The following is a 22,522-nucleotide window of genomic DNA, read 5'->3' as shown; positions in this document are numbered from 1 at the left end:
CGCGACGGAACCCTCAGGCTGCCCGCTTGTCGAGCGCCTGCGCCGCTTCGGCCATCAGCGTGGCGAGGATTTCCGCCAGCGGCTCCTCCTTCGTCACCATCCCGACCGACTGGCCCGCCATGACGCTGCCATGCTCGACATCGCCGTCGATCACCGCGCGACGCAGCGCGCCGGCCCAATAATGTTCGATCTGCAATTGCGCCTCCGCCATCGCGACGCGGCCCTCGTCCAGATGCCCGGCGACCTCGCGCTGCTTGGCGGTGAACAACTCGCCACCTGCGTTCTTCAGCGCGCGTACCGGGATGACGGGCAGACGCGGGTCGAGCTGGACGCTCGCCACGGCGTCGCGCGCCGAGGCGCGGATGAAGGCGCGCTTGAAATTGGCATGCGCGATCGACTCCGTGGCACAGACGAAGCGCGTGCCGAGCTGGACCCCGGCCGCCCCCATGTCGAGATAGCCCGCGATCGCCTCGCCGCGCCCGATGCCGCCGGCGACGAACACCGGCACTTGGGGTCCGATCTCGGGCAGCATCTCCTGCGCGAGCACGCTGGTCGATACCGGGCCGATATGCCCTCCGGCCTCCATCCCCTCGATCACCAGCGCATCCACCCCCGAGCGGATCAGCTTCTTGGCAAGGCTGAGCGCAGGCGCGAAGCAGATGACCTTCGCGCCCGTGCCCTTGATCGCCTCCAGGCTTCCCTTGGGCGGCAACCCGCCGGCGAGCACGACATGGCCCACCCGGTGCCGCCCGCACACCTCGATCAGCGCGAACAGATCGGGGTGCATGGTGATGAGGTTGACGCCGAACGGTCGCGTCGTCAGCGCCTTCGTCGCGGCGATCTCGCGGTCGAGCAGGTCGACCGTCATCGCCCCGCACGCGATCACCCCGAATCCGCCGGCGTTCGACATGGCGGCAACCAGATTGCGCTCCGACACCCATGACATCGCACCCGCCATCACCGCGACCTCGGACCCCAGGAACGCGGCGCCACGGGCCATCCGGCGGTGCAGGCGATCGGTGCCGGACGAGGGTGAGACTGCTGCAAATGTGTCGGTCATCACCGCGCCATGCCCCTGCGCATGGCGCATGCGCAACCCCCTTCGCAAACGTCCCGGACGCGTGCTAGACCCGCGGCCATGAACAATGGCCAATCCACCCTCGAACGCGCGTTCGAGCTTGCGCGCGCAGGAAATTGCCGCACCATCGACGACATCCGCCGCCAATTGTCGCGCGAGGGTTTCGAACTGGTCCACGCGCATGTCAGCGGCGGGATGATAACCAAGCAGCTGAAGGCCGCGATGCTCCAGCGCGATGCCGCACCCGCGACGATGCCCGACGCAGGCTAGAGCGGGGAGGAGCGAACTATATCTCCTCGGCGTCCAGGCCGTAGGCGGTGTGCAGCACTCGCACCGCCAATTCGGTGTAGTCCTCCTGGATCAGCACCGAGACCTTGATCTCGCTGGTGGTGATCGCGAGCACGTTGATGCCGCGCTCTCCCAGCGTCGTGAACATCGTCGAGGCGACGCCCGCGTGGCTGCGCATGCCGACGCCCACGACCGAGATCTTGGCGACGCGGGTGTCGTGGATCAGCTTGTCGAACCCAATGCCGGGGCGCGCGCGCTCCAGCGTGTCGAGCGTGCGTGCCAGCTCGACGGCGGGCACGGTGAAGGTCACGTCCGTGGATCCGGTCGAATGCGCGATGTTCTGGACGATCATGTCGACGTTTATCTCGGCATCCGCCAGCGGCGCGAAGATGGACGCGACCGCGCCGGGCCGGTCGGGCACCTGGGTCAGCGTGATCTTCGCCTCGTTCTTGTCGTGCGCGATGCCGGTGATGAGCTGGCGTTCCATGTCGTCGATTTCCTCTTCGCCCACGATCAACGTGCCGCGGTGCCCGTCTGCATCATGCGTGTCGTCAAAGGACGAGAGCACGCGCACGCGCACCTTCTCCTTCATCGCCAGTCCCACCGACCGCGTCTGGAGCACCTTGGCACCGACGCTGGCGAGTTCCAGCATCTCTTCGTAGGTCACCTTGCCCAGCTTGCGCGCGCGCGGCACGATGCGCGGGTCGGTGGTGTAGACGCCATCGACGTCGGTATAGATATCGCAGCGGTCGGCCTTCATCGCCGCCGCCATCGCCACCGCGCTGGTGTCGGAGCCGCCGCGGCCCAGCGTCGTCACCCGCCCGCCCGGCGCCAGCCCCTGGAAACCGGGGATCACCGCCACCTCGCCCGCCGCCAGTGACGCATCGAGCGCCGCGGTGTCGATCGTGCCGATCCTGGCGGATGCATGGGCATCCGACGTGCTGATCGGCAATTGCCAGCCCAGCCACGAGCGCGCGGGCACGCCCGCCGCCTGGAGCGCAATCGCTAGCAGCCCGCTGGTGATCTGCTCCCCCGCCGACACGACGACATCATATTCGCGGCGGTCGTACAGCGCCGAGGCTTCGCGGCAGAAGCCGACCAGCCGATCGGTTTCCCCCGCCATCGCCGACACGACGACCGCGACCTGGTTGCCCGCCTCCACCTCGCGCTTCACGCGGGCGGCGACGCTGCGGATGCGCTCGATCCCGGCCATCGACGTGCCGCCGAACTTCATCACGATACGGGCCATCGCGGCGTCGATCCTTCGCGTCCAAGCCGCTATGGAGACGGCGGGCGTCCTGATAGGAACCGAAAATGGCGAGCGCAACCGTAACGACCGAAACGATCGACCCGCGTGAGGCCGCGCATTTCGGGCGGATGGCAGCCGATTGGTGGAGTCCGACGGGATCGTCGGCTATGCTCCACAAGCTCAATCCGCCGCGCCTGGCCTATATCCGCGAGCAGGTGGATGCACATTGGGGCGGCGATGATACCGGCTTCACTCCGCTGGTCGGGCGCCGTGCGCTCGACATCGGCTGCGGCGCGGGATTGTTGTGCGAGCCGCTCGCCCGGCTTGGTGCCGCCGTCACCGGTATCGACGCGGCGCCCGAGAATATCGTGGTGGCGCAGACCCATGCGCAGGCTGCCGGCCTCGAAATCGCCTATCGCGCGGGCGGGGTCGCGGCGCTGGGCACCGACGAACGCTTCGACCTCGTCACCTGCCTGGAGGTGATCGAGCATGTCGTCGATCGCCCCGCCTTCGTTCGCGGCGTTGCGGGCGCGCTGGCCGACGACGGGCTGCTGGTGATGTCTACGCCCAACCGCACCGCGCTGTCCCGCGTGGCGATGATCGCGGTTGCCGAAGGCGTCGGCGTGATTCCGCAGGGCACGCATGACTGGCACCGATTTCTCACGCCCGAGGAATTGACCGTGCTGCTCACGGATGCCGGGTTGCGCGTCATCGACGTCCGCGGCCTGATCGTCTCTCCCGCCACCGGCTTCGCGCTCGGCGCGTCGACGGCGTTGAATTATCTGGTCACCGCGGTTCGCGCGTGATGGCTCACATGGACATCGGGTCCGGCCCGATCCGTCCGTCTTCGGAATCGAGCGCGGCTATGGCCGCCATGTCCTCCTCATCGAGAACCAGCGCGGCTGCGGCGGCATTCTCGGCCAGATGATCGGGTGAACCCGCCTTCGGAATGACCGACAGACCCAGCGCCAGATGCCAGGCGATCACCACTTGTGCGGGCGAGCGGCCGTGCTTGCGGGCGATGGCGACTATCGCGGAATCGCTCAGAATGTCGCCCTGCCCCAGCGGACTCCAGCTCTGCGCGACGATGCCGCTTTCCTCCATCCAGCTCCTCAGTTCGACCTGCTGAAAGCGCGGATGCAGTTCGATCTGGTTGACGGCCGGCACCACGCCGGTCGCGTCGATGACGCGTTCCAGATGCCGCGCCAGGAAGTTCGACACGCCGATCGACTTCGCCTTGCCTGATTCGCGCAGCTTCACGAGCGTCTTCCAGGCGGAGACGAACTTGCCCTGTGTGGGCGACGGCCAGTGGATCAGATAGAGATCGACCGAATCGCGGCCGAGCAGCGCCAGGCTCTCGTCCAGCGCGACCTCGGCGTCCTCGTGGCGGTCGTTCCACAGCTTGGTGGTGACGAAGGCGTCCGATCCACGCAGACCTTCGCCGACCCCGCGCTCGTTATGATAGAAGGCCGCGGTGTCGACGAGCCGGAAGCCGGTGTCGACTCCGGCGCGGACCACCATCGCGGCCTGCGAATCGGGAACCTTGTAGGTGCCCATGCCGAGTGCGGGCATGATGCGGCCGTCGTTGAGCGTGATATCGGTCATGCGGTGCCAACCTTCCTGAGGGCCGAGGGGTTCCGATTGACGCTCGCGCCCCGATCGCGCAAGCGCCGCGGCCATGTTCGAGCAAATCCTGGGTGCGCTGGCCGCCTTTACGATCTGGGTGATCTCCACCGGCGGCTATATCGGCATCGCGTTGCTGATGGCGATCGAGAGCGCGTGCGTGCCGCTGCCGTCCGAAATCATCATGCCGTTCGCCGGATACCTCGTCTCGACCGGGCGGTTCGGCCTGTATCTGGCCGCGACCGCAGGGGCGCTGGGATGCAACCTGGGGTCGATCGTCGCCTATGAAGCGGGCAAGCGCGGCGGGCGCCCGCTCGTCGAGCGCTGGGGCCGCTATCTGCTGATCGGGGCCGACGAACTTGACGCCGCCGACCGCTTCTTCGCGCGCTGGGGCAGTGCCGCGGTGCTGATCGGGCGGCTGCTGCCGGTGATCCGCACCTTCATTGCTTTCCCGGCGGGCATGGCGCGGATGAAGCTGTTGCCGTTCCATCTCTATACCTTCGTCGGCTCCTGGCCGTTCTGCTTTGCGCTGACGTGGATCGGGATGAAGCTGGGCGACAAGTGGAACAGCGACCCGCGGGTGAAGGCCGCGTTCCACCGCGCGGACCTGGCGATCGGGCTGATCCTGATCGCACTGGCCGCGCTCTACATCTGGCACCGCGTCAACGGCATCAGGAAAAACCGCGCCTGATCGCCAAAGCCCGCAGATCGTCGTCGCGGGTGGGTACCAGCGCCGCGACCCGCCGCGCATAGGTTTCCACCAGCGCCGCCCCCGCGCGCTCCGGCGAGCCGCTGTCGAACGGCGGTGCGGGGTCGTATTCCAGGCTCAGCTGCACCGCGCGCGCATGCCCCTCGCCCCGCAGTAGCGCGGTCAACGTGAGGGCGAAGTCGATCCCCGCGGTCACCCCGCCGCCGGTCACCCGGTTGCGGTCGATCACGACGCGTTCGGCCACGGGTATGGCGCCGAACAGCGGCAGCATGTCGCGCTGTGCCCAGTGGCAGCCGGCGCGATAGCCCGTCAGCAGCCCCGCAGCGCCCAGGATCAGCGATCCGGTGCACACGCTGGTCACCCACGTCGCGTCCGCGCCGATGGCCGCGACCCAGTCCATCGCGACGTCGTCGGCGATCACCCCGTTCACCCCGAAGCCGCCGGGCACGCACAGGATGTCGGCGCGCGGGACATCGGCGAAGGTCGCGGTCGGCAGGATCGAGAAACCCGCGTCGGTGGGCACCGGATCGCGCGTCGCCCAGACCAGATCGAGGCGAGCATTGCCGAGTCGCGACAGCACCTGCACCGGCGCGGTCAGATCGAGTTGAGTGACGTTGGGGAAAAGCAAAAAGGCGATGTGCAGGGGTTCGGGCATGCGCGAGGCTCCTTCGTCAGAGAGGATGCCCAGGCGCGCGGCGGATCGGGTCCGCGCTTCCTCGTGGTGCTCCACAGCTGCGCCAGTCACGCGAACCGCGCCAAGCTAGGCCCGGGTCGTGCGGCGTGCAAGCCAGGCGAGCGCTGGAAGGGCGAGCGCGGCCCACAATCCGAATCCCGCCCACGCCGACCAGCCCAGCCACTCGCTGGCGACGGTTCGCAGGTCGCCCGGGCTGAAGCGGAGTTCGAAGACCGCGGTCCAGATAGGAAAGCCGAACTGAGGCGGGCTGAATATCTCAGCCGCGGCGATCACTGCGTTGATCGCGATCGAAAGCGCGAGGAGGCTGCCCGCAGCCAGCCGACCGTAGCGCCCAAGCATGTCCCAGACGCGCGCAAGGCCGAGCGCCATCACGCCGGCCATCGGCATGGCGAGGCGCGGTCCGGTGCTGTTGCCGCCGTCCCAATAGACATAAGCGGCGTTGACCAGCAGCACGATCGCGACGACCGCCGCTGCTATGATCCCGGTGGCGCGCGTGCGACGATCCTGGACCAGCGCCGCAAGCCCGAGCGGCGCCAGGACGAGCACCGGCGCGACCCAGATCAGACCGCGGCGCAGGCCGAAGACGATGGCCCAGAGCACATCCGGATCGGGCGAGGTCAGCCCGAACAATCCCCGGTCCATGCCTTCCCAGCCGACTACGCCTTGGTAGCCGAGACGGAACGGCGTGCCGAACGCGATCAGATTATAGGCGAGCAGCGGCAGGAGCGCGGCGATGCCCCCCGCCGCCAGCGCACCGAAACTCCGCCAGCGATTCTCGCAACGCCAGGACCGCCAAAGGATCCAGAGGCCGATCGCGGTGCCCGCGAGCACCGCCTGATGTTCGACCACCACCGCCCAGCCCAGCGCCGCCCCGGCGAGCGCGGCCATGCCGGGCCGCACTCGGTCGCCAGTCGCGCGCCACCCCGCCCAGGCGGCGATCACGTACAAGGCGGCGACCGCGGCATGGCCGAACAGGGTCGTGGACCAGCCCCAGATCGGCGTGCCGAGCGCATAGCCCAGGCTGGCGAACAAGGCCGCGGCGCGGCTGGCGCCGAGACCCAGCGCAAGATCGTACAGCAGCACCGCGGCGATGGCGGTCAGCAGCGCTGGTCCGCTCGCCGCCGCCCCCCGTGTGCGCAATCGCAGGAAGCGGCCGAGTTCCGCGTCGCCGAACCGCTTGGCGTAACGGGAGGAACGATCCCCGGTGACGGCTGCGGCCAGCGCGACCGCAGGCAGCGCCATCAGCGTCATCCCCGGCGCCTTGTCCAGATAGGTGTGCGAGCCGAAGCGCGCCTTGTCGATCGTCAGTTCGGCGAATTCGTCGATCGTCGCATCGCCATCCTCGACCAGGCTGATCGCGGCGTACATCCGAGTCGCGGTGTTGGGATTCCATTCCCACGAGCCGAACCACGCGCAGGAGAACCAGACCAGCACGAACAGCACGGCGATGAAGCGTCGGTCGCGCACCCGCGTCAGCCGAACAGCCAGGTGCCGAGCATGCGATCGAAGGGAAAGGTGAAGAACCCCGCCACGAGCAGCGCGCCGGTGACCATCCCGCGCACCGCCCGGCGATGCCGCAGCACCTGATGCGTGCGCGCGGTCCACCAGATCAGCGGCACCTGGATCAGCGTCCACGCCGACAGCAGGTGGATCAGGCTATAGCGACCCGAATTTATCGTCGCGATGCCGAAGGTCAGTGCCGCGGTCGCTGCCATCGACACCGCCCAGATGCGGCCCAGCCAGCGATGCCGCTGCGTGCCGCGACGCGCCAGCAGCATCGTCGGGGTCAGCGCGACCGCAACCCCGATGGTCAGCAGGTGCAGCCACACCAGCACGGGCACCTCGGCCCAGTGCGCGTGCCCCCGCAGGATGGCGACGACCATCGCCACGCCGAGGATGACGGCACCCGCGGACAATATCTTTTCGAACGTGTCGGCGTCCCACGGGTTCGTCGGGGCCGCGGCCGATCCTATCGTCGTTGCCATCGCAGACCCCCCAATCCGTTTGGCCGGACACTCGCGCGATCCGTGCGCATCGGCAAGCACGACAGCGGTCCGAAGGTAACGAAGGTCACGCGAATACCCGAAGAAACGCGCCCCGCGGCGGTGGCATGGGATCCGGCGCGAGGAGGGTTCGGCATGGCATGGGAAGGGGCTGCCGCACCAAATCCAACATTGCAAGCGATCGGCAACTCGCTGCGGAGCCGCGCCTCTTTACGGCACGCGTGCTTGTTCGGCGTCGCGGGCCGCATCCTCACGCTTGCTCTCGCGGACACGCTGGGCGAAGCAGCCGGTCTGGCCGCCGGCACCGACGACCGAACAGCTGCCGATGCTGTTCGTGCCGACGCCGGTGTCCATCGTCCCCTGCGCGCGCGCCGCCCAGCTTTCGTTCTGCGGCGTGACCTGAAAGTTGCGCAACTCCTTGGGCACGCGGAATTGCTCCTGCGCGCTGCGGCGCACGCAGACGACCACCTCGTTGCCGTCGCCGTCGGTCGGGCAGCGTTCGTTGCCGTAGAGCACGACGACGCCGTTGACGGGGGCGCTGCGCGAGATCTCGCCGGGGATCGAAATGGGCTTGCGCGTCGCTGCGGCCGGCGGGCCGACCTGTTGCGCCGTTGCGGGTGCGGCGATGAGCATCGCTGCAATCAGGAGCCTGTTCATGCGTGCTTTCCTCATATCCTCTTGGCCGCCGCGATCGCGACCTTGCATCCCAACCGTATGAGGCCGCTGAGTACCGGATACCCGAACGCATTCTCGGCGCCGGCCGCCAGTGCGTGATCGCGATGCTCGACCTCCTCGGCCTGAAAATCCACGATCGCGGCGGACAATTCGGGATCGCTGGCGCCCAGAATTTCGAGCTGTTCGGAATAATGTTTGTCGATTTCGGTCTCGACGGCGGCCGTGCAGGCCATCGCCGCGTCGGGGCCGATCGCGGCCGTGACGGCGCCGAGCGCGAAGCCGGCGACGTTCCACAAGGGTTGCAGGATCGTCGGACGGACGCCCCGCTCCGCGATCATCCGATCGAAGAAGGCGCGGTGACGCTCCTCCTGCGCGGCCATGTGGTGGATCGCGCGCGCCGCCGGATGCCGGTCCCCCAGCACCGCGAGCTGCCCTGCGTAGATGCGGGTCGCGCCATATTCACCCGCCTGGTCGACGCGGATCATCGCATCGGTCGCGCGTTTGGAATCTCCCGGCCGCCAAGAGTCGGTCATCGTGTCCGTCATCGTGTTTTCCGGGCCAGGAGCATCAGGATCAGCACGGCGCCGCCCAGCGACAGGATCGCGTTGAACCCGGCGAGCGAAATGCCCGCAAACGTCCATTGTGCGGCGTCGCAGCGCACCACCGGGGCGTGCAGGATCGCGTCCAGCCGCGCCGCGGCGTCCATGCCGGCGAGCGACGCCGTCTGGGTGCAGCCGGTGAAGCCGCTCCACCAGTGATATTCGACGCCGGCATGCGCTATGCCGATCGCGCCGCTGACCGCGACCAGCACCGCGGCGGCGATGACGAGCATGCGCGCGAGACCGCGCCGGGGAACTGCGAAGGCCAAGGCCGCGGGCACGAGCGCGGCATAATGCGGCCAGCGCTGCCAATGGCACATCTCGCACGGATACAGCCCGCCGATCAGCTGCGCGCCCCACGCGCCGGCCAGCAGCGCGGCGGGGAGCAGCAGCGCGATCAGCCTTGCGCGCCGTTCGTGGCGGTTCATCGTCAAATTCGAATCACTTCGTCGGCGTCTTGATGGCGGGACGCGTGGCCGCGGCGACCTGCGCCGGGCCGCCGAGCCGGGCGACGGTTTTCAGCGCATAATAGAGCTGGAAATCCTCGATCCCCGCCTTCTTCAGCTGTTCCGGCGTTTGACCGAAGCGGGGATCGGTCTTTGCGTCCTCTTCGAGCACCGCATTGTCCGCCTTCACCTCGTTGATGAGGTGGCGGCGCAGATCGGCTTCGCGGAAGACGGGGCGCGATTTGTAATCGGGATCGCTGATCTGGGGCACGCGGATGTCGGGTTCGATCCCGCCCTCCTGCACCGATCGGCCGGACGGCGTGTAGTAGCGTGCCGTGGTGAGGCGCAGCGCCGTCTGCGGCCCGACCTGGAGCAGGGTCTGGACCGATCCCTTGCCGAAGCTGCGCTCGCCCATCACCAGCCCGCGGTGATGATCCTGGATCGCGCCCGCGACGATCTCGCTCGCCGAGGCGGTGCCCGCGTTGGTTAGCACGACGACCGGCAGCCCCTTCGCGTCGTCACCCGGCCTGGCGAAATAGCGTTCGATGTCCGTCTTTTCGCGGCCGCGTTGCGAGACGATCTCGCCATGGTCGAGAAAGGCATCGCTGACTGCGATCGCCTGGGTCAGCAGGCCGCCGCCATTGTCGCGCAGGTCGACGACATAGCCGAGCGGCTTGTGCCCGAGCGCACGGTCGATCGCGCGGATCGCGTCGCGGGTGTCGGCGCCGGTGTTTTCGGAGAATGTGTTGATGTTGATATAGCCGACGTCGCCCTTGGCCTCCCACTTCACCGGCTTCTGGACGATGACTTCGCGCATCATCGCGATCTCGATGGGCTTGGGATTCCCGGGCCGCACCAGCGTCATCGCGACCTTGCTGCCGGGCTTGCCGCGCATCATCGCCACCGCCTCGTCGAGCGTGCCGCCGAAGATCAACTTGCCGTCGACATGGGTGATGTAATCGCCCGATTTCACCCCCGCACGCGCGGCGGGCGTATCCTCCTGCGGCGCGATGACCTTGACCGCGCCGTCCTCCATCGAGACGGAGAGACCGAGGCCGCCGTAATTGCCCTCGGTCATAATCCGCAGATTGTCGTAATCGAGCGCATCGACATAGCTGCTGTGCGGATCGAGGCTGGCCAGCATGCCCTGGATCGCACCCTTGATGAGGGTCTTGTCGTCGACCTTGTCGACGTAATCGGCCTTCACCCGATTGTAGACGTCGAGGAACTGTTCGAACTCGCGGTAATTGGCGCTGTCGACCGCCGCCATCGCCGAGGTGGCGACGGGGACGAGGACCAGCGCACCGAGGAGCGCGAGCGTTGCAGTCGAAGGACGGGGCATCGGTGTTCCTGCGCGTATCGAAGGGGTCGAAGGGACGGAATAGCCGGTTCCGCGCCGGCGATCAAAGCGGACGTGGGCTGAACCACGCCTGACCGACCGGCCGGCCCGTCAACCGACGAGCGCGGCCGCATCGACGGGGCGGCCACGGCGGCGCAATTCCACGGTTATCCGAGGATCTTCGCGATTGGCCGCGCGGCCGATCGTCGTCCCCGCGCCGACGCGGTCCCCCGCCGCTACCGTCGCGGTGCCAAGGCCCGTGACGAGCGAGGTCCAGCCGGCGCCGTGATCCAGGATTACGATCGTGCCATAGCGGCGGAACGGCCGTGCATAGCGTATCGTGCCGGCGGCAGGCGCGCTGACCGCGGCGCCTGCCGCCACCGCAAAGGTCAACCCGCGCGAGCGGATGCCGGCGTCCGAAATCTCGTCGAGCCCGGTGACCAGCCGGCCCGCGACCGGCAGGCGATAGGCGCCACGGACGCGCGGCGGCGCGGTGGCTCCGGGCGCCAGCGGGCGCGGCAGCGGGCCATCCAGCCTGGCGAGGCCGGTGGCGGTCGCATCCGCCGCGCCGGTCTCGGCCATCCGATCCACCATGTCACGCGCACGCTCGCCCATCGCGAGCGCCCGATCCGATTCGCCCAGCGCGCCCCGGCCGAGCGCCTGCGCGCGCGCGCGGTGCGCCGCTTCGGCCTGCGCGAGCGTGACCCGCGCCGACGCCAGCTTGGCCCGGCTATCGCGCAGGGCCGCCGCCGCGGTCAGCGCCGCGGTCCGGAGCCGGCGCGTGTTGTCGATCTCGGCGCGCAGGCCCGCGGTGCGTGCGCGCACGGTGGGAAGCGCGGTGCCCAGGACGGCGCGGACATGCACCAGATCGTCCACCGATCCGGGCTGGACGATCGCGACGATCGGCGGACGCCGCGCCAGCGACTGGAGCGCGGCGAGCAGACGCGCCGCCGGGGCCTGGGCCGCGGCGAGGTTGGCGCGACGGCGGGTGAGCAGATCCTCGACCAGGGCCGCACGCGCGGCGGCGGCGTTCAGTTCGGCTTCGGCAGCCACGATGCGACCGGCAAGCGCGCGTTCATGGGCCTGCGCCCTGGCTGCGGCGTCGCGTTCGGCACCGGCTTGGGCGCTCAGTCGCTCCGCGCGTATCGTCGCCTCGGACGCCGCACGACGGGCCTCGATCAGGCGGCGACGCTGATCCGCGATCTCGGACGGTCGGGCTGCACCGCTGGTCGTCAGCAGCACGCCGGCGGCAAGCGCGAGCAGAGCGTAGCCGCGCATCACCCCTCCCGGTGATAAGGGTGGTTGGCGAGAATGCTGACCGCGCGAAAAAGCTGCTCGGCGAGCATGGCGCGCGCCAGCAAATGCGGCCAGGTCGCGCGCCCGAAGGACAGCAGCAGGTCCGCGCCCGCGCGTTCGCTTGCCGAGAAGCCGTCCGCCGCGCCGATCTCGAACCGCGCCTCGCGCACGCCGTCATCCCGCCAGCGGCCGAGCGTCTGCGCAAAGGCCATCGACGACAGCACGTTACCCGTCTCATCGAGAAGAACGCGCCGGGACTGCGCGGGCAGATCGGGCATTCTGCCGCCGCTATCGGGCAATTCGGTGACCCGCGTCGGCCACGTGACGCGCTTCATATAGCGATCGAGCAGGTCCGCCTCGGGCGAGCGCCCGATCCGTCCGCGCGCCACGATATGCAGCAGCATGCCGCCGTCAGGCGTCGTGGGGTGCCATGGGGGGCGCAGGCGCGTCGCCGAACGACCACATCCGTTCCAGATTGTAGAAGCTGCGGACCTCGGGCCGGAACAGGTGGACGATCACGTCGCCCGCGTCGATCAGCACCCAGTCCGCGGTCGGCAGGCCTTCGATACGGGTCGGGCGGCCGGTTTCGGCCTTGATCCGTTCGGCGAGCTTGGCTGCCATCGACGCCACCTGGCGAGTCGACCGGCCGCTGGCGATGACCATGTGGTCGGCGATCGACGACTTGCCCGCAAGGGGAATCGAGATCGCGTCGACTGCCTGGTCGTCGTCGAGGCTCGCCATGACGAGGGCGTGGAGCGCTTCGACTTCCTGCGGGTCGGAGGGGCGGGGGGCGGGGTTCGGATTGGCCAATTCAGCTCCTGGGTCGGGGGACCGGCATGTGGCTATGCCAGTGGGGATCGGCCGCGCGCACGGCCGTGGCAGAGGTCGGGTCGGGGTGGAAGCGCACGCGCACGATCGCCGGCAAACTCCACGTCGTCCAGGTCTTAGCCGTGGCTTGACGCCGTTCGAAGCGCCGCAGCCACGCCGTCGCGGGGTCCGCTAAGGCGCGTCGATCATACCGCGGGCGCGCGATCACCGCAATCGGGATCGCGCGCGCAATTCCGCGCCAATTCCGCCAGCGATGGAATTGCGCCAGATTGTCGGCGCCCATCAGCCAGATGAAGCGGGTGCGCGGGTAGAGACGCTGGAGTCTTACGATCGTGTCGATGGTGTAGCGCGTACCCAGCCGCGCCTCGATCGCGGTCGCGCGGATCGGCGCCCGCCTGGCCATCGCGCGCGCCGAGGCGAGGCGGGCGGCGAGCGGCGCCATGTCGGCCGCGCCGGCCTTCAGCGGATTGCCGGGCGATACCAGCCACCACATTTCGTCCAGCGCCAATGCGCGAATCGCGTTCAGGCTCACGTGGCGATGTCCGCGGTGGGCGGGGTTGAAGCTGCCGCCGAACAGGCCGATGCGCCGGCCGTTCAAGCGCGTGGCTTCCAGTCGGTGCGGGCATCGCGCACCTTGAGAATCCGGACGCTGTCCGGTGTCACGCGGTATAGCAGGAGGAACGGCGTCCCCTTGGCAGCCCACGATCGGACATCGCTGTCGGGCAGTTCGGGGCCGAGCCGGGGGAAGTCGATGAGCTTGGCCGCGGCTTCCTCGATCCGGGCAATCAGCCGTTCCGGCAGGTCAGGCATGATCTGCGCGTAGAACAGGGTGAGCGCGCGCAGGTCGCTTTGGGCATCCTTGCTCCAGACGAGACGGATCAAGCGGCCTGCCGCTTGCCGAATTCCGCCTTCAAGTCGGCCATGAACGCCTCGTGCGTCAGATACTCACCGCGCTCGACCTGCGCTTCGGCCTCCTGCAACGACGCGCGCAGGCCGAGGTCTTCCTCGACAAAGGCCGCGATTGCCTTCTGTATAAGCCAGGCGCGACTGCGGTCACGCAGCGCAGCCAATCTGTCCAGATCGGCGGAGAGTTCTTCGCTGATGCGCGCGGTAACGACTATCGTTTCGGCCATCCAACAGATGTTGCACATGTATACATGGCTATCAACCCCGCACCTGCCCTGCCCCGCGGCCAACCCATTTATACGTCGTCAGGCCCTCCAGCGCGACAGGTCCGCGGGCGTGGAGGCGGCCGGTGGCGATGCCGATCTCGGCCCCCAGCCCGAATTCGCCGCCATCGGCGAACTGGGTCGAGGCGTTCCACAGCACGATCGCCGAATCGACCTCTGCCAGGAAGCGTTCGGCGACGGCGGCATCCTCGGCGACGATGGCGTCGGTGTGGTGCGAGCCGTGCGCCGCAATATGGGCGATGGCGCCGTCTATACCCTCGACCAAGCCGACCGAGGCGATCGCATCGAGATATTCGACGCCGAAGTCGACGCCATCCGATAGGTCGTTCCAGGGCATGAGCCGCTGGTCGGCGGGATCGCATCGAATTTGGCACCCAGCATCGGCGAGCGCCGAGACCAGCCCGCCGACGCGACCGAAATTGCTGTCGATCAGCAATGTCTCCATCGCGCCGCAGATGCCGGTGCGCCGCATCTTGGCGTCGACCACGACCGCGCACGCCATGTCGAAGTCCGCCGAGGCATCGACATAGACGTGGTTGATGCCGTCGAGATGCGCCAGCACCGGCACCCGCGCCTCCGCCTGGACGCGCGCGACCAGCCCCTTGCCCCCGCGTGGGACGATAAGGTCGATCAGCCCCTCCGCCGCGAGCATTGCACCGACCGCAGCACGATCGGTCGTCGCGACCAACTGCACCGCGTCGCGCGGCAGGCCGCCGGTTTCGAGTCCCTCGACGAAGGCCGTGTGGATCGCGGCATTGCTCGCGCGCGCTTCTGAGCCGCCACGCAGGATGACGGCGTTGCCGCTGCCCACGCACAGCGCCGCGGCATCCGCGGTGACGCCCGGGCGACTCTCGAAGATGATCCCGATGACACCGATCGGCACGCGCACCCGCGCAAGGGCCAGGCCATTGGGACGGCGAGTCTCGTCGATCACCGCGCCGACGGGGTCGGGAAGCGTCGACACCGCCGCCACCCCGTCCGCCATTGCGGCGACGCGCGCGGGATCGAGGCGCAACCGGTCGAGCATCGCCGGCGACAATCCGGCCGCGGCGGCATCCGCCATGTCCTGCGCATTGGCAGCGAGGATCGCTGGCCCCGCCCCGCGCAGACTTTCTGCGGCACAAGCGATCGCGCGTTGCTTGGCCGCAGTCGGGCACCGCGCAAGCGTCCGCGACGCATCGCGCGCGCGCGCGCCCATCGCAGCCATCATCGTTGCGGGCGTATCGTTCATCGGTGCGGGGCTAGCATGCGCGCGCACTCTCGCCAAACGGGTCCGCCGTGATAGGATGGCGAGCATGACGGGGGATATGGCAGCGGCGGGTGACGCCGTGACGGGGATGCTGGCTGCGCAGGCCGTGGACGGGCGAGGCGGACACGCTGGTGGCCAGGCAGAACTATGCCTGAATTGCGGGACGAGATTGCTCGGCGCGCATTGCCACGCCTGCGGCCAATCCGGGCACGTCCACCGGACGGTGGGCGCGATCGGGCATGAGATCGCGCACGGCGTCTTCCATTTCGAAGGGCGCATCTGGCGGACTCTGCCGATGCTGGTGCTGCGGCCGGGCCAGCTGACGCGGCGCTACATCGCGGGCGAACGCGCGCGGTTCGTCTCGCCGCTCGCGCTGTTTCTCTTCACCGTGTTCCTGATGTTCGCGGCGATCAGTGCGGTCGGTGGCGAACTCGATCGCACATTGGAAACCAGTGCCGCGGAGCGCGCGGAGAACGATCGCAAGATCGACGTCGAACTGGTCAAGGCGCGCGCCGGACTGGCGCGGGCGCAATCGCGAACCGGCGCCGACCGTGAGGAGGAGGTCGAGGCACAGCAGACCGTGATCGACGCGCTGGAGACCGCGAAGCAGTTTTCGACGCCGATCACCGTATCGACGAAGGTCGACGGGCCAGCCCCGCAAGGCTGGGCGGCGCTGAGGCGCAACGCCATCCAGAAGTTCAAAGGCAATCCGGGCCTCATGCTCTACAAACTGCAATCGAGCGCGTATAAATACAGCTGGGCCTTGATCCCGCTGTCGACGCCGTTCGTCGCCCTGCTTTTCCTTTGGCGGCGGCGGTTCGGGCTGTACGACCATGCGATCTTCATCACCTATTCGCTGGCTTTCATGATGCTGCTGGTGATCGCGCTGACGCTGGCCGGCGCGGCGGGTCTGAGTGGCGGCTGGATCGCGCTGCCTGCGTTGCTGATCCCGCCTGCGCACATGTTCGCACAGCTGCGCGGCGCTTACGGGCTGTCGACCTTCTCGGCCTTGTGGCGGACGGTGATCCTGCTGGGGTTCGCGGTCACGATCCTGGGGCTGTATGGGCTGGGAGTGTTCGCGATGGGCATGTCCGGCTGATCCCGATCCGCGCCTATGTGGCGGCGGATTTCGCGGGCGTCGCGGAGCTTTGGCGGGCGGTGTTTCCCGACGATCCGCCGTACAGCCGCGCCGAGGTGGCGATCCCCGCCAAGCTCGCGGTACAGCCCCAATATCTGCTGATCGCGACCGACGGCGAGCGCGTGGTCGGCACCGCATCCGGCGGGTATGACGGGACGCGCGGTTGGCTCTATGCGGTCGCCGTTGCGGCGTCGCACCGCCGGCAAGGCCTCGGCGCGCGGCTGGTGCAGGCGGTGGAGGCGCGGCTGGCGGCGGCGGGTTGCGGGAAGATCAATCTTCAGGTGCGCGCCGGCAATGCGGATGTGACCGGCTTCTACGAGTCGCTCGGCTATTGCGTCGAGCCGCGGGTCAGCATGGGCAAGCGGCTGGGCGTCAACGCCGGCGGCACGGGTACATCCGGGCCATGACGCGGACGATGCCGTCCTTGAGCGATAGCGCGCGCTGCTGGCGTTCGGGCAGGTCGGCCAGCGCGTCGACCATCTCCTCGACCGACGGATCGGGTTCGTCCGCAGGCTTGCAATAGAGCGGAGGCTTGCCGGCGGCGCGGCGCGCGTCGCGTTCGGCGCGCATCTGGCGAACCGCTGCTTTCGCCTCGGCGCGCAGCGCGGGGACTTCCGGCGACAGCATCCCGAGCACGCCCTGGTCGCGGATCGGCATCGCGCGATCGAGGAAGCCGGCGACGGTCTGCCCCGCGGCGGCGGGCGCGGCGGCAAAGGTCACTATCATCGCGCACAGGAGCAATCTTTGCATGGGCCGGCCTTCGTGAAGATTGCCGACCCATGTCATTGACTTCATTGCGTTATCCTGAACGTCAGGCGCCGGCCGGGGCGGGGGAGCCGAACGGGCCGGAACCGCGGCGCGTCTTGGGGATGGAGGTGCCGGCGCGCGGTACCGACGGCGACTTCGGCCCTGAGTCGCGGCCGATCTCGTCGCCCGCGATCAGCGCCTTGATCTCGTCGCCCGACAGCGTCTCATATTCGAGCAGCGCGCCGGCCAGCAGGTGAAGCTGATCGACATGATCGGTCAGCAGCGCCTTGGCACGGTCGAGGCCACCCTGGACGATGCTCTTGATCTCATCGTCGATCAGCTGTGCGGTGGCGTTCGACATGCGCACCGGCTGGCTGGACGAATAGCCCAGGAACGATTCGCCCTCCGGCTGCGCGTATTCGACCGGACCCACCTTGTCCGACATGCCCCATTTGGTGACCATGTCGCGCGCCAGGCCCGTCGCATATTGGATGTCGCTCGATGCGCCCGACGACACCTTGTCGTAGCCGAAGATCACTTCCTCGGCGACGCGCCCGCCCATCGCGACGGCCAGGTTGGCGTACATCTTGTCGCGGTGATAGCTGTACGAATCGCGCTCGGGCAGCCGCATGACCATGCCCAGCGCACGCCCGCGCGGGATGATCGTCGCCTTGTGGATCGGATCGCTCGCCGCTTCGTGGAGCGCGACGACCGCATGGCCCGCCTCGTGATAGGCGGTCATGCGCTTCTCGTCCTCGGTCATCACCATGCTGCGCCGCTCGGCGCCCATCATGACCTTGTCCTTGGCCTCCTCGAATTCCGCCATCGCGACCAGCCGCTTGCCCTTGCGCGCCGCGGTCAGCGCCGCCTCGTTGACGAGGTTGGCCAGATCCGCGCCCGAGAAACCGGGCGTGCCGCGTGCGATGGTGCGCGCATCGACGTCGGGCGCCAGCGGCACCTTCTTCATGTGCACTTCGAGGATCTTGATCCGCCCCTCGATATCGGGGCGCGGCACGATCACCTGGCGATCGAAGCGGCCGGGACGCAGCAACGCAGGGTCGAGCACGTCGGGGCGGTTGGTCGCCGCGACGATGATGATGCCCTCATTGGCTTCGAAACCGTCCATCTCGACCAGCAGCTGGTTGAGCGTCTGTTCGCGCTCGTCGTTGCCAGTGCCGAGCCCAGCGCCGCGATGACGGCCGACCGCGTCGATCTCGTCGATGAAGACGATGCACGGCGCCGACTTCTTGGCCTGTTCGAACATGTCGCGCACCCGGCTCGCGCCGACGCCGACGAACATCTCGACGAAATCCGAACCGGAAATGGTGAAGAACGGCACGCCCGCCTCACCCGCGATGGCGCGGGCGAGCAGCGTCTTGCCGGTGCCGGGCGAGCCGACGAGCAACGCGCCCTTCGGAATCTTGCCGCCCAACCGCGCGAATTTGGTCGGGTCTTTCAGGAAGTCGACGATCTCGACCAGTTCCTCGCGTGCTTCGTCGATGCCGGCGACGTCGTCGAAGGTGACCTTGCCCTCCTTCTGCGTCAGCATGCGGGCGCGCGACTTGCCGAAGCCCATCGCGCCCGAGCCGGAATTCTTCTGCATCTGGCGCAGTACGAAGAAGGCGATGCCCATCAGCAGCAGGAAGGGCAGCGACTGGACCAGGATATACTGCCAGATCGACGGGCCGTCCTCTGCCCGCGCGGTGAAGGTCACGCCCTTTTCGCGCAGCTTGGGGATAAGCTGCGGATCGGGGACCGGCATCGTCTTGAACTTCTCGCCGGACGACCAGGTGCCGGTGATCTGTTCGCGGCTGATGACCACGTCCTTGACGGTGCCCTCATCCACCTTGTCGAGGAAGGTCGAATATTCGACCGCGCTGCCGCCGGCCGCGGAGGTGCGCCCGTCGAGCATCGTCACGAACACCGCCAGCGCCATCAGGATGCCGACCCAGATCAGCAGGCTCTTCATCCACGGATTGGGGCCGCTGCCCCCGCCATTGCCGTCCGGCTGCTTGTCGTTGTCACTCATGCGGCTCAAGATAAGCGCCGCCGGGTTAATGGCAATGGAACAGATCGGCGTTTCGTCGCGCCTGGACCAGCCTTCGTCCCCCCCAGCCAGGCTGTAGGGAAATCAGGTGCGGCGGCGGGGGGGCGCGGGGCGGAAGCGCCAGACGCCGCGGCGCATGCCGGCGACCACCCCCGCCTGAGTCGCGCGGCGGCCCTGGGCGAGTGCATCGAGCAGGGGCTCGACGTTCATGGCTTCGGACCAGTCGGGGGTGGTGATGGCGCCCGAATCGCGCACCGCGGCGATGGCGCGACGGGCAAGGACGCGCAACAGGCCGCGCGGCAGATCGTCGATCGCCAGCGTCACCACCGCGCCGTCGTGGACCGCGGCGCGCGCGTCCCAGATCCAGTCGGCGACCGCGCGCAGATCGGCGTCCGCCTCCGCCAGCGCCGCCGCCGCGCGGGCCAGGCGCGGCGGATCGAGCCATTCGTTCGCGCCGAGCAGGCGGCGAAACCGGGTACGGTCGTGGCGGTCGTCGGCGTTGGCGGGATCGTCGACAAATGGCATTTCCGCGCGCCGGGCGATCGCGCGCAGTTCTGCGCGGCGCCAGTCGAGCAGCGGGCGAACGATCGTTACCCCGTCGATGACCACGCGCGTCCGCACCCCCGCCAGCCCCGACAGGCCCGATCCGCGCGCGGCGCGCATGAGGAACGTCTCGGCCTGGTCATCGGCATGATGTGCGGTCGCGACGGCCGCGGCGCCGATCGCGCGGGCGTGCGCGGTCAGCAACGCATAGCGAGCCCCGCGCGCCTGCGCCTGGAGGCTGGCGCCCGCGGGTGGCTCGGCCGCGGTCAGCGTGATGTGGGGCACGTTCAGCGCGGCGCACGCGGCGGCCACCATCGCCGCTTCTCCGGCCGCATCGGGGCGCAGGCCGTGATCGACGGTCGCCGCCGTTATGCCTCCCGGCAGGGCGGCGGCGGCGAGTGCCAGCATCGCCATGCTGTCGGGTCCGCCGGAGACCGCGAGGAGCAGGGGGTTCGGGATGTCGCCCGCGATGCGCGCGAGATCGGTGCGGAAGCGGTCGGCTTCGGTCATTGAACGGCACATTCCTGGGGCCGATGGGTGTTGCATTCCTCCCCGGCACGGGGAGGGGGACCAGCCGAAGGCTGGTGGAGGGGGTGTGCCACGAGCGAGTCCCTTGCGGCGAGCCCCCTCCACCACCGCCTTCGGCGGCGGTCCCCCCCCCCTTCCCGCCAAGCGGGGAGGAGCGAGGCGATCGGCGCTGCATGCCGGTGCGATCTATCTCCCGACCATCACCCGCACTTGGCGACCGCACGACCGCGGGCGATGTCGGCTTTCATCGAGGCGGCCATCTTCGCCCCATAGACGTCGCTCAATTCGCCATAGACCTTGCAGGCGTCGGCGGGTTTCTTGAGCGTCACCAATGCCTGGGCGAGATAATAAAGGCTCTCGGGCGCGCGCTCGCCGTCGGGGAGGGTTTTATAATTGTCGTAGAAGGTCATCGACGCCAGGCTGGGCTTGCCCTCGTCCAGATACGCGCGGCCGAGCAGGTTCTTGGCGTAGCTGGCGCGGCGGTGCTTGGGGTAGTCCGCGGCGACCTTCTTCAACTGGGCCTCGGCCTCGGGGTAGAGTTTGGCCGCCCACAGCCGGTAGCCGTAGAGATATTCGTCCTCGGGCGTGTCGCCGCTGGCCGGCTTTGCGACCGCGGCGATCAGCCGCGCCCGTGCCGGATCGCCCTTTGCGGGCGTGGTGGCGGCGGGTGCCGCCGGGGGGGATCGGGGAGAGGCCGGACGCGTGCCGGCGGCCGCTGGCGCATCAGGCCCATCGCTTGCGGCCGTGGCGGGAACCTCGGCCGCCTTCACCCGCGCATCGTTCGACCGGCGGTAGGCGTCGAACGCCTCCTGAAGCTGACGGACGCGGAACTCGTTCTGTTCGATCTGCCCGGTCATCGACGCGATCTGGCTTTCCAGCGAGGTGACGCGCGCGGTGAGATCGACGATCGCGCTCGACGCCGGCGTGCCCGGACCGGGGCCGGCGGGCTGCACGGGCGCGGTGACATCGGGCTGGATATACTGGCTCGAGCCGCCGGGAAAAACCTTGCGCTGGACGGCGCGCATCTCGCTCTCCAGCTTGCCGACGCGGCCCTCGATCGCGGCCTGGCCCTGCGCCGTGGCGGGCAGGGCCACGGTGGCGAACAGAATGGGAATCAGCAGCTTACGCATCGGTTACGAGGCCCTCAGGGATGTACGCGGGATCGCTATAGCGGGTTTGAAGACGCGGTTTCCAGCCCGTAGGGCACGCGGCTGAGCCTATCGGGCGCGCGGCAGATCGCGTGCGGCTTCCAGATTGGCGCGCTGGGTTTCGGTCAGCACCCGGCGGGGCCGGGGACGCTCGCGCTGCACCGTGCGACGCGGCGTGACGGCCGAGGGCGGGGGTGACGGCGCAGGCGTCGCATCGGCCGCCGAACCGGGTGCCGCACTGGGAGAAGCGGCCGATGTCGGCTGGGACGCGGGCGTGCCTGCCATTCGGGCCGCGAGTGCCACGGCGCCGATCCGCACGTCCTTGATCGCGCGCTCGCCGGTGCCCAGCGGCGGCACCGCGGCGCCGTTCAGCGTCACCGCCAGCTTGTCAGGACGGCCGACATTTATCATCGGTTCGTCCGCACCCGGCGGCACGACGAACCGTTCGCCAGGCTTCATCGTGCCCAGGTACAGCGTCTTGTCCGCCGAATCATAGACGCGCATCCACACCTCGTCGCTCGCGGTCAGCGCGACCTCGCCCGATGCCACCGTCGGCCTCGCCACGGGTATCGTGCGGGCAGCCACCGCCGGCGCGGGATCGACCGTCGTCGCGGATGGCGCAGGGCCGCGCAGCCAGTCGCCGCCGAAATACAGCGCGACCAGCACCAGCAGGCCCAGCGCCAGCCCCGCCGCGACGATCGCGACCCCGCGCGATGGCACGCGGGCGGGGTCGGTGACCTCATAAGGTTCGTATTCGGGCTGACGTCGGCCGAGCCGATCCACCTCGATCCGCACGCCCTGGGCGACGGCGACCTCGTCCGCGCCCACCGCGCGGGCATAGGCGCGCGCGAAGCCCACCGCATAGGTGGGCGACGGCAGGGTCGTATAGTCCGACGCCTCGATCGCCTGGAGGTGGCGCAGCGGCACGCGGGTGCGCGCGGTGATGTCGGCAAGCGACAGCCCCTGCGTCTCGCGTGCGGCACGCAAGCTCTCACCGATGGTGCGCGGCGTCACGCTCGGCTGGCCTTCCGTCCGACCCGCCTCGACCTCGTCCATCAACTTCTCCGAGTTCGGCGCGGGCAAGGCCCTGCGCCCGCGCGTCCGT

The 22,522-nt window shown here is 68.9% G+C and carries 27 protein-coding genes and 1 riboswitch; of the genes, 5 read left to right on the top strand and 22 right to left on the bottom strand.

The features are described 5' to 3' along the window. Positions 1–13: 13 nt before the first annotated feature. Positions 14–1,000, bottom strand: coding sequence for a nitronate monooxygenase (locus VF643_RS07595; RefSeq protein WP_331042803.1), 987 nt, complete (start codon positions 998–1,000; stop codon positions 14–16). A 138-nt stretch (positions 1,001–1,138) separates the two neighbouring features. On the opposite strand from VF643_RS07595, the gene VF643_RS07590 reads away from it, so the two are divergent. Next, entirely contained in the window at positions 1,139–1,348 is a 210-nt protein-coding gene (locus VF643_RS07590; protein WP_331042761.1) for a hypothetical protein, read from the top strand. 16 nt (positions 1,349–1,364) lie between these two features. Here VF643_RS07590 and VF643_RS07585 read toward each other — a convergent pair whose 3' ends face one another. Next, positions 1,365–2,615: an aspartate kinase gene (locus tag VF643_RS07585; protein WP_331042760.1), complete on the bottom strand. Its 1,251-nt coding sequence runs from the start codon at positions 2,613–2,615 to the stop codon at positions 1,365–1,367. Between the two features lie 65 nt (positions 2,616–2,680). On the opposite strand from VF643_RS07585, the gene ubiG reads away from it, so the two are divergent. Beyond that, on the top strand, positions 2,681–3,421 hold the full coding sequence (gene ubiG, locus VF643_RS07580; RefSeq protein ID WP_331042759.1) for a bifunctional 2-polyprenyl-6-hydroxyphenol methylase/3-demethylubiquinol 3-O-methyltransferase UbiG: 741 nt from the start codon (positions 2,681–2,683) through the stop codon (positions 3,419–3,421). 4 nt (positions 3,422–3,425) lie between these two features. Here the strand turns inward: ubiG and VF643_RS07575 are convergent, their stop codons facing one another. Further along, on the bottom strand, positions 3,426–4,220 hold the full coding sequence (locus tag VF643_RS07575) for an aldo/keto reductase (protein WP_331042758.1): 795 nt from the start codon (positions 4,218–4,220) through the stop codon (positions 3,426–3,428). A gap of 73 nt (positions 4,221–4,293) precedes the next feature. Between VF643_RS07575 and VF643_RS07570 the strand changes: the two genes are divergently transcribed. After that, positions 4,294–4,929, top strand: a complete 636-nt coding sequence (locus tag VF643_RS07570; RefSeq protein WP_331042757.1) for a DedA family protein — start codon at positions 4,294–4,296, stop codon at positions 4,927–4,929. Here the strand turns inward: VF643_RS07570 and VF643_RS07565 are convergent. The 14 genes from VF643_RS07565 to VF643_RS07500 form a co-directional block, all read right to left on the bottom strand. Continuing rightward, on the bottom strand, positions 4,910–5,602 hold the full coding sequence (locus VF643_RS07565; RefSeq protein ID WP_331042756.1) for a DJ-1/PfpI family protein: 693 nt from the start codon (positions 5,600–5,602) through the stop codon (positions 4,910–4,912). The two genes, VF643_RS07570 and VF643_RS07565, sit on opposite strands and share 20 nt — an antisense overlap. Positions 5,603–5,622: 20 nt before the next feature. Then, a riboswitch (ZMP/ZTP riboswitch) is annotated at positions 5,623–5,702 on the bottom strand. 5 nt (positions 5,703–5,707) lie between these two features. Then, on the bottom strand, positions 5,708–7,108 hold the full coding sequence (locus VF643_RS07560; protein ID WP_331042755.1) for a hypothetical protein: 1,401 nt from the start codon (positions 7,106–7,108) through the stop codon (positions 5,708–5,710). Positions 7,109–7,113: 5 nt separating this feature from the next. Further along, a complete protein-coding gene (locus VF643_RS07555; protein WP_331042754.1) occupies positions 7,114–7,626 on the bottom strand; it encodes a hypothetical protein in 513 nt (170 codons plus the stop codon). Positions 7,627–7,854: 228 nt separating this feature from the next. Continuing rightward, complete coding sequence (locus tag VF643_RS07550; protein ID WP_331042753.1) at positions 7,855–8,301, bottom strand: hypothetical protein; 447 nt, start codon at positions 8,299–8,301, stop codon at positions 7,855–7,857. Positions 8,302–8,312: 11 nt separating this feature from the next. Continuing rightward, complete coding sequence (locus tag VF643_RS07545) at positions 8,313–8,864, bottom strand: demethoxyubiquinone hydroxylase family protein (protein WP_331042752.1); 552 nt, start codon at positions 8,862–8,864, stop codon at positions 8,313–8,315. After that, positions 8,861–9,346, bottom strand: a complete 486-nt coding sequence (locus tag VF643_RS07540; protein WP_331042751.1) for a disulfide bond formation protein B — start codon at positions 9,344–9,346, stop codon at positions 8,861–8,863. Before VF643_RS07540 ends, VF643_RS07545 begins: the two co-directional genes overlap by 4 nt. Positions 9,347–9,359: 13 nt before the next feature. Beyond that, a complete protein-coding gene (locus tag VF643_RS07535) occupies positions 9,360–10,706 on the bottom strand; it encodes a S41 family peptidase (RefSeq protein WP_331042750.1) in 1,347 nt (448 codons plus the stop codon). 108 nt (positions 10,707–10,814) lie between these two features. Further along, positions 10,815–11,981: a murein hydrolase activator EnvC family protein gene (locus tag VF643_RS07530; protein WP_331042749.1), complete on the bottom strand. Its 1,167-nt coding sequence runs from the start codon at positions 11,979–11,981 to the stop codon at positions 10,815–10,817. Then, positions 11,981–12,403, bottom strand: a complete 423-nt coding sequence (locus VF643_RS07525) for a 23S rRNA (pseudouridine(1915)-N(3))-methyltransferase RlmH (protein WP_331042748.1) — start codon at positions 12,401–12,403, stop codon at positions 11,981–11,983. Before VF643_RS07525 ends, VF643_RS07530 begins: the two co-directional genes overlap by 1 nt. A gap of 7 nt (positions 12,404–12,410) precedes the next feature. Beyond that, a complete protein-coding gene (gene rsfS / locus VF643_RS07520) occupies positions 12,411–12,740 on the bottom strand; it encodes a ribosome silencing factor (RefSeq protein WP_331042802.1) in 330 nt (109 codons plus the stop codon). A gap of 70 nt (positions 12,741–12,810) precedes the next feature. Then, positions 12,811–13,425, bottom strand: a complete 615-nt coding sequence (locus tag VF643_RS07515; protein WP_331042747.1) for a nicotinate-nucleotide adenylyltransferase — start codon at positions 13,423–13,425, stop codon at positions 12,811–12,813. Further along, complete coding sequence (locus tag VF643_RS07510) at positions 13,422–13,709, bottom strand: type II toxin-antitoxin system RelE/ParE family toxin (RefSeq protein WP_331042746.1); 288 nt, start codon at positions 13,707–13,709, stop codon at positions 13,422–13,424. The genes VF643_RS07515 and VF643_RS07510 overlap by 4 nt, the downstream gene beginning before the upstream one ends. Next, complete coding sequence (locus VF643_RS07505; RefSeq protein ID WP_331042745.1) at positions 13,706–13,960, bottom strand: CopG family ribbon-helix-helix protein; 255 nt, start codon at positions 13,958–13,960, stop codon at positions 13,706–13,708. The genes VF643_RS07510 and VF643_RS07505 overlap by 4 nt, the downstream gene beginning before the upstream one ends. A 31-nt stretch (positions 13,961–13,991) precedes the next feature. Beyond that, positions 13,992–15,248: a glutamate-5-semialdehyde dehydrogenase gene (locus VF643_RS07500; protein WP_331042744.1), complete on the bottom strand. Its 1,257-nt coding sequence runs from the start codon at positions 15,246–15,248 to the stop codon at positions 13,992–13,994. Positions 15,249–15,312: 64 nt separating this feature from the next. Between VF643_RS07500 and VF643_RS07495 the strand changes: the two genes are divergently transcribed. Beyond that, on the top strand, positions 15,313–16,365 hold the full coding sequence (locus VF643_RS07495) for a DUF3667 domain-containing protein (protein ID WP_331042743.1): 1,053 nt from the start codon (positions 15,313–15,315) through the stop codon (positions 16,363–16,365). Further along, a complete protein-coding gene (locus tag VF643_RS07490; protein ID WP_414713818.1) occupies positions 16,362–16,811 on the top strand; it encodes a GNAT family acetyltransferase in 450 nt (149 codons plus the stop codon). Before VF643_RS07495 ends, VF643_RS07490 begins: the two co-directional genes overlap by 4 nt. On the opposite strand, the gene VF643_RS07485 is transcribed toward VF643_RS07490, so the two are convergent. From VF643_RS07485 to VF643_RS07465, 5 genes are all read right to left on the bottom strand, one after another. Next, positions 16,777–17,154 carry a hypothetical protein gene (locus VF643_RS07485; protein WP_331042741.1) on the bottom strand — a complete coding sequence of 126 codons (378 nt, stop codon included), beginning with the start codon at positions 17,152–17,154 and terminating at the stop codon, positions 16,777–16,779. The two genes, VF643_RS07490 and VF643_RS07485, sit on opposite strands and share 35 nt — an antisense overlap. A gap of 61 nt (positions 17,155–17,215) precedes the next feature. After that, the gene (gene ftsH / locus VF643_RS07480; RefSeq protein ID WP_331042740.1) at positions 17,216–19,180 is read right to left on the bottom strand and encodes an ATP-dependent zinc metalloprotease FtsH; all 1,965 of its coding nucleotides are present in this window, start codon (positions 19,178–19,180) and stop codon (positions 17,216–17,218) included. Positions 19,181–19,282: 102 nt separating this feature from the next. Further along, on the bottom strand, positions 19,283–20,251 hold the full coding sequence (gene tilS, locus VF643_RS07475; protein ID WP_331042739.1) for a tRNA lysidine(34) synthetase TilS: 969 nt from the start codon (positions 20,249–20,251) through the stop codon (positions 19,283–19,285). Positions 20,252–20,469: 218 nt separating this feature from the next. After that, positions 20,470–21,399 (bottom strand): hypothetical protein, encoded by a 930-nt coding sequence (locus VF643_RS07470; protein WP_331042738.1) that lies wholly within the window; start codon positions 21,397–21,399, stop codon positions 20,470–20,472. Positions 21,400–21,486: 87 nt separating this feature from the next. Next, the gene (locus tag VF643_RS07465) at positions 21,487–22,473 is read right to left on the bottom strand and encodes a helix-turn-helix domain-containing protein (RefSeq protein ID WP_331042737.1); all 987 of its coding nucleotides are present in this window, start codon (positions 22,471–22,473) and stop codon (positions 21,487–21,489) included. Positions 22,474–22,522 lie beyond the last annotated feature (49 nt).

This window comes from Sphingomonas sp. (assembly GCF_036387595.1).
Classification (GTDB): Bacteria; Pseudomonadota; Alphaproteobacteria; order Sphingomonadales; family Sphingomonadaceae; genus Sphingomonas.
The sequence above is the reverse complement of the archived record's forward strand: the minus strand, read 5'-3'. Positions and strand labels throughout refer to the sequence as shown.

Excerpts from the sequence above, each read along its gene's own strand:
- VF643_RS07565 (WP_331042756.1), bottom strand. The coding sequence starts at position 5,602 with ATGCCCGAACCCCTGCACATCGCCTTTTTGCTTTTCCCCAACGTCACT.
- VF643_RS07550 (WP_331042753.1), bottom strand. The coding sequence starts at position 8,301 with ATGAACAGGCTCCTGATTGCAGCGATGCTCATCGCCGCACCCGCAACG.
- VF643_RS07570 (WP_331042757.1), top strand. The coding sequence starts at position 4,294 with ATGTTCGAGCAAATCCTGGGTGCGCTGGCCGCCTTTACGATCTGGGTG.
- VF643_RS07470 (WP_331042738.1), bottom strand. The coding sequence starts at position 21,399 with ATGCGTAAGCTGCTGATTCCCATTCTGTTCGCCACCGTGGCCCTGCCC.
- VF643_RS07575 (WP_331042758.1), bottom strand. The coding sequence starts at position 4,220 with ATGACCGATATCACGCTCAACGACGGCCGCATCATGCCCGCACTCGGC.
- VF643_RS07505 (WP_331042745.1), bottom strand. The coding sequence starts at position 13,960 with ATGGCCGAAACGATAGTCGTTACCGCGCGCATCAGCGAAGAACTCTCC.
- VF643_RS07465 (WP_331042737.1), bottom strand. The coding sequence starts at position 22,473 with ATGGACGAGGTCGAGGCGGGTCGGACGGAAGGCCAGCCGAGCGTGACG.
- VF643_RS07590 (WP_331042761.1), top strand. The coding sequence starts at position 1,139 with ATGAACAATGGCCAATCCACCCTCGAACGCGCGTTCGAGCTTGCGCGC.
- VF643_RS07530 (WP_331042749.1), bottom strand. The coding sequence starts at position 11,981 with ATGCGCGGCTACGCTCTGCTCGCGCTTGCCGCCGGCGTGCTGCTGACG.
- VF643_RS07585 (WP_331042760.1), bottom strand. The coding sequence starts at position 2,615 with ATGGCCCGTATCGTGATGAAGTTCGGCGGCACGTCGATGGCCGGGATC.
- VF643_RS07485 (WP_331042741.1), bottom strand. The coding sequence starts at position 17,154 with ATGCAAAGATTGCTCCTGTGCGCGATGATAGTGACCTTTGCCGCCGCG.
- VF643_RS07495 (WP_331042743.1), top strand. The coding sequence starts at position 15,313 with ATGACGGGGGATATGGCAGCGGCGGGTGACGCCGTGACGGGGATGCTG.
- VF643_RS07545 (WP_331042752.1), bottom strand. The coding sequence starts at position 8,864 with ATGACGGACACGATGACCGACTCTTGGCGGCCGGGAGATTCCAAACGC.
- VF643_RS07555 (WP_331042754.1), bottom strand. The coding sequence starts at position 7,626 with ATGGCAACGACGATAGGATCGGCCGCGGCCCCGACGAACCCGTGGGAC.
- VF643_RS07500 (WP_331042744.1), bottom strand. The coding sequence starts at position 15,248 with ATGAACGATACGCCCGCAACGATGATGGCTGCGATGGGCGCGCGCGCG.
- tilS (WP_331042739.1), bottom strand. The coding sequence starts at position 20,251 with ATGACCGAAGCCGACCGCTTCCGCACCGATCTCGCGCGCATCGCGGGC.
- VF643_RS07540 (WP_331042751.1), bottom strand. The coding sequence starts at position 9,346 with ATGAACCGCCACGAACGGCGCGCAAGGCTGATCGCGCTGCTGCTCCCC.
- ftsH (WP_331042740.1), bottom strand. The coding sequence starts at position 19,180 with ATGAGTGACAACGACAAGCAGCCGGACGGCAATGGCGGGGGCAGCGGC.
- VF643_RS07595 (WP_331042803.1), bottom strand. The coding sequence starts at position 1,000 with ATGGCCCGTGGCGCCGCGTTCCTGGGGTCCGAGGTCGCGGTGATGGCG.
- VF643_RS07525 (WP_331042748.1), bottom strand. The coding sequence starts at position 12,403 with ATGCTGCTGCATATCGTGGCGCGCGGACGGATCGGGCGCTCGCCCGAG.
- rsfS (WP_331042802.1), bottom strand. The coding sequence starts at position 12,740 with ATGGCGAGCCTCGACGACGACCAGGCAGTCGACGCGATCTCGATTCCC.
- ubiG (WP_331042759.1), top strand. The coding sequence starts at position 2,681 with ATGGCGAGCGCAACCGTAACGACCGAAACGATCGACCCGCGTGAGGCC.
- VF643_RS07535 (WP_331042750.1), bottom strand. The coding sequence starts at position 10,706 with ATGCCCCGTCCTTCGACTGCAACGCTCGCGCTCCTCGGTGCGCTGGTC.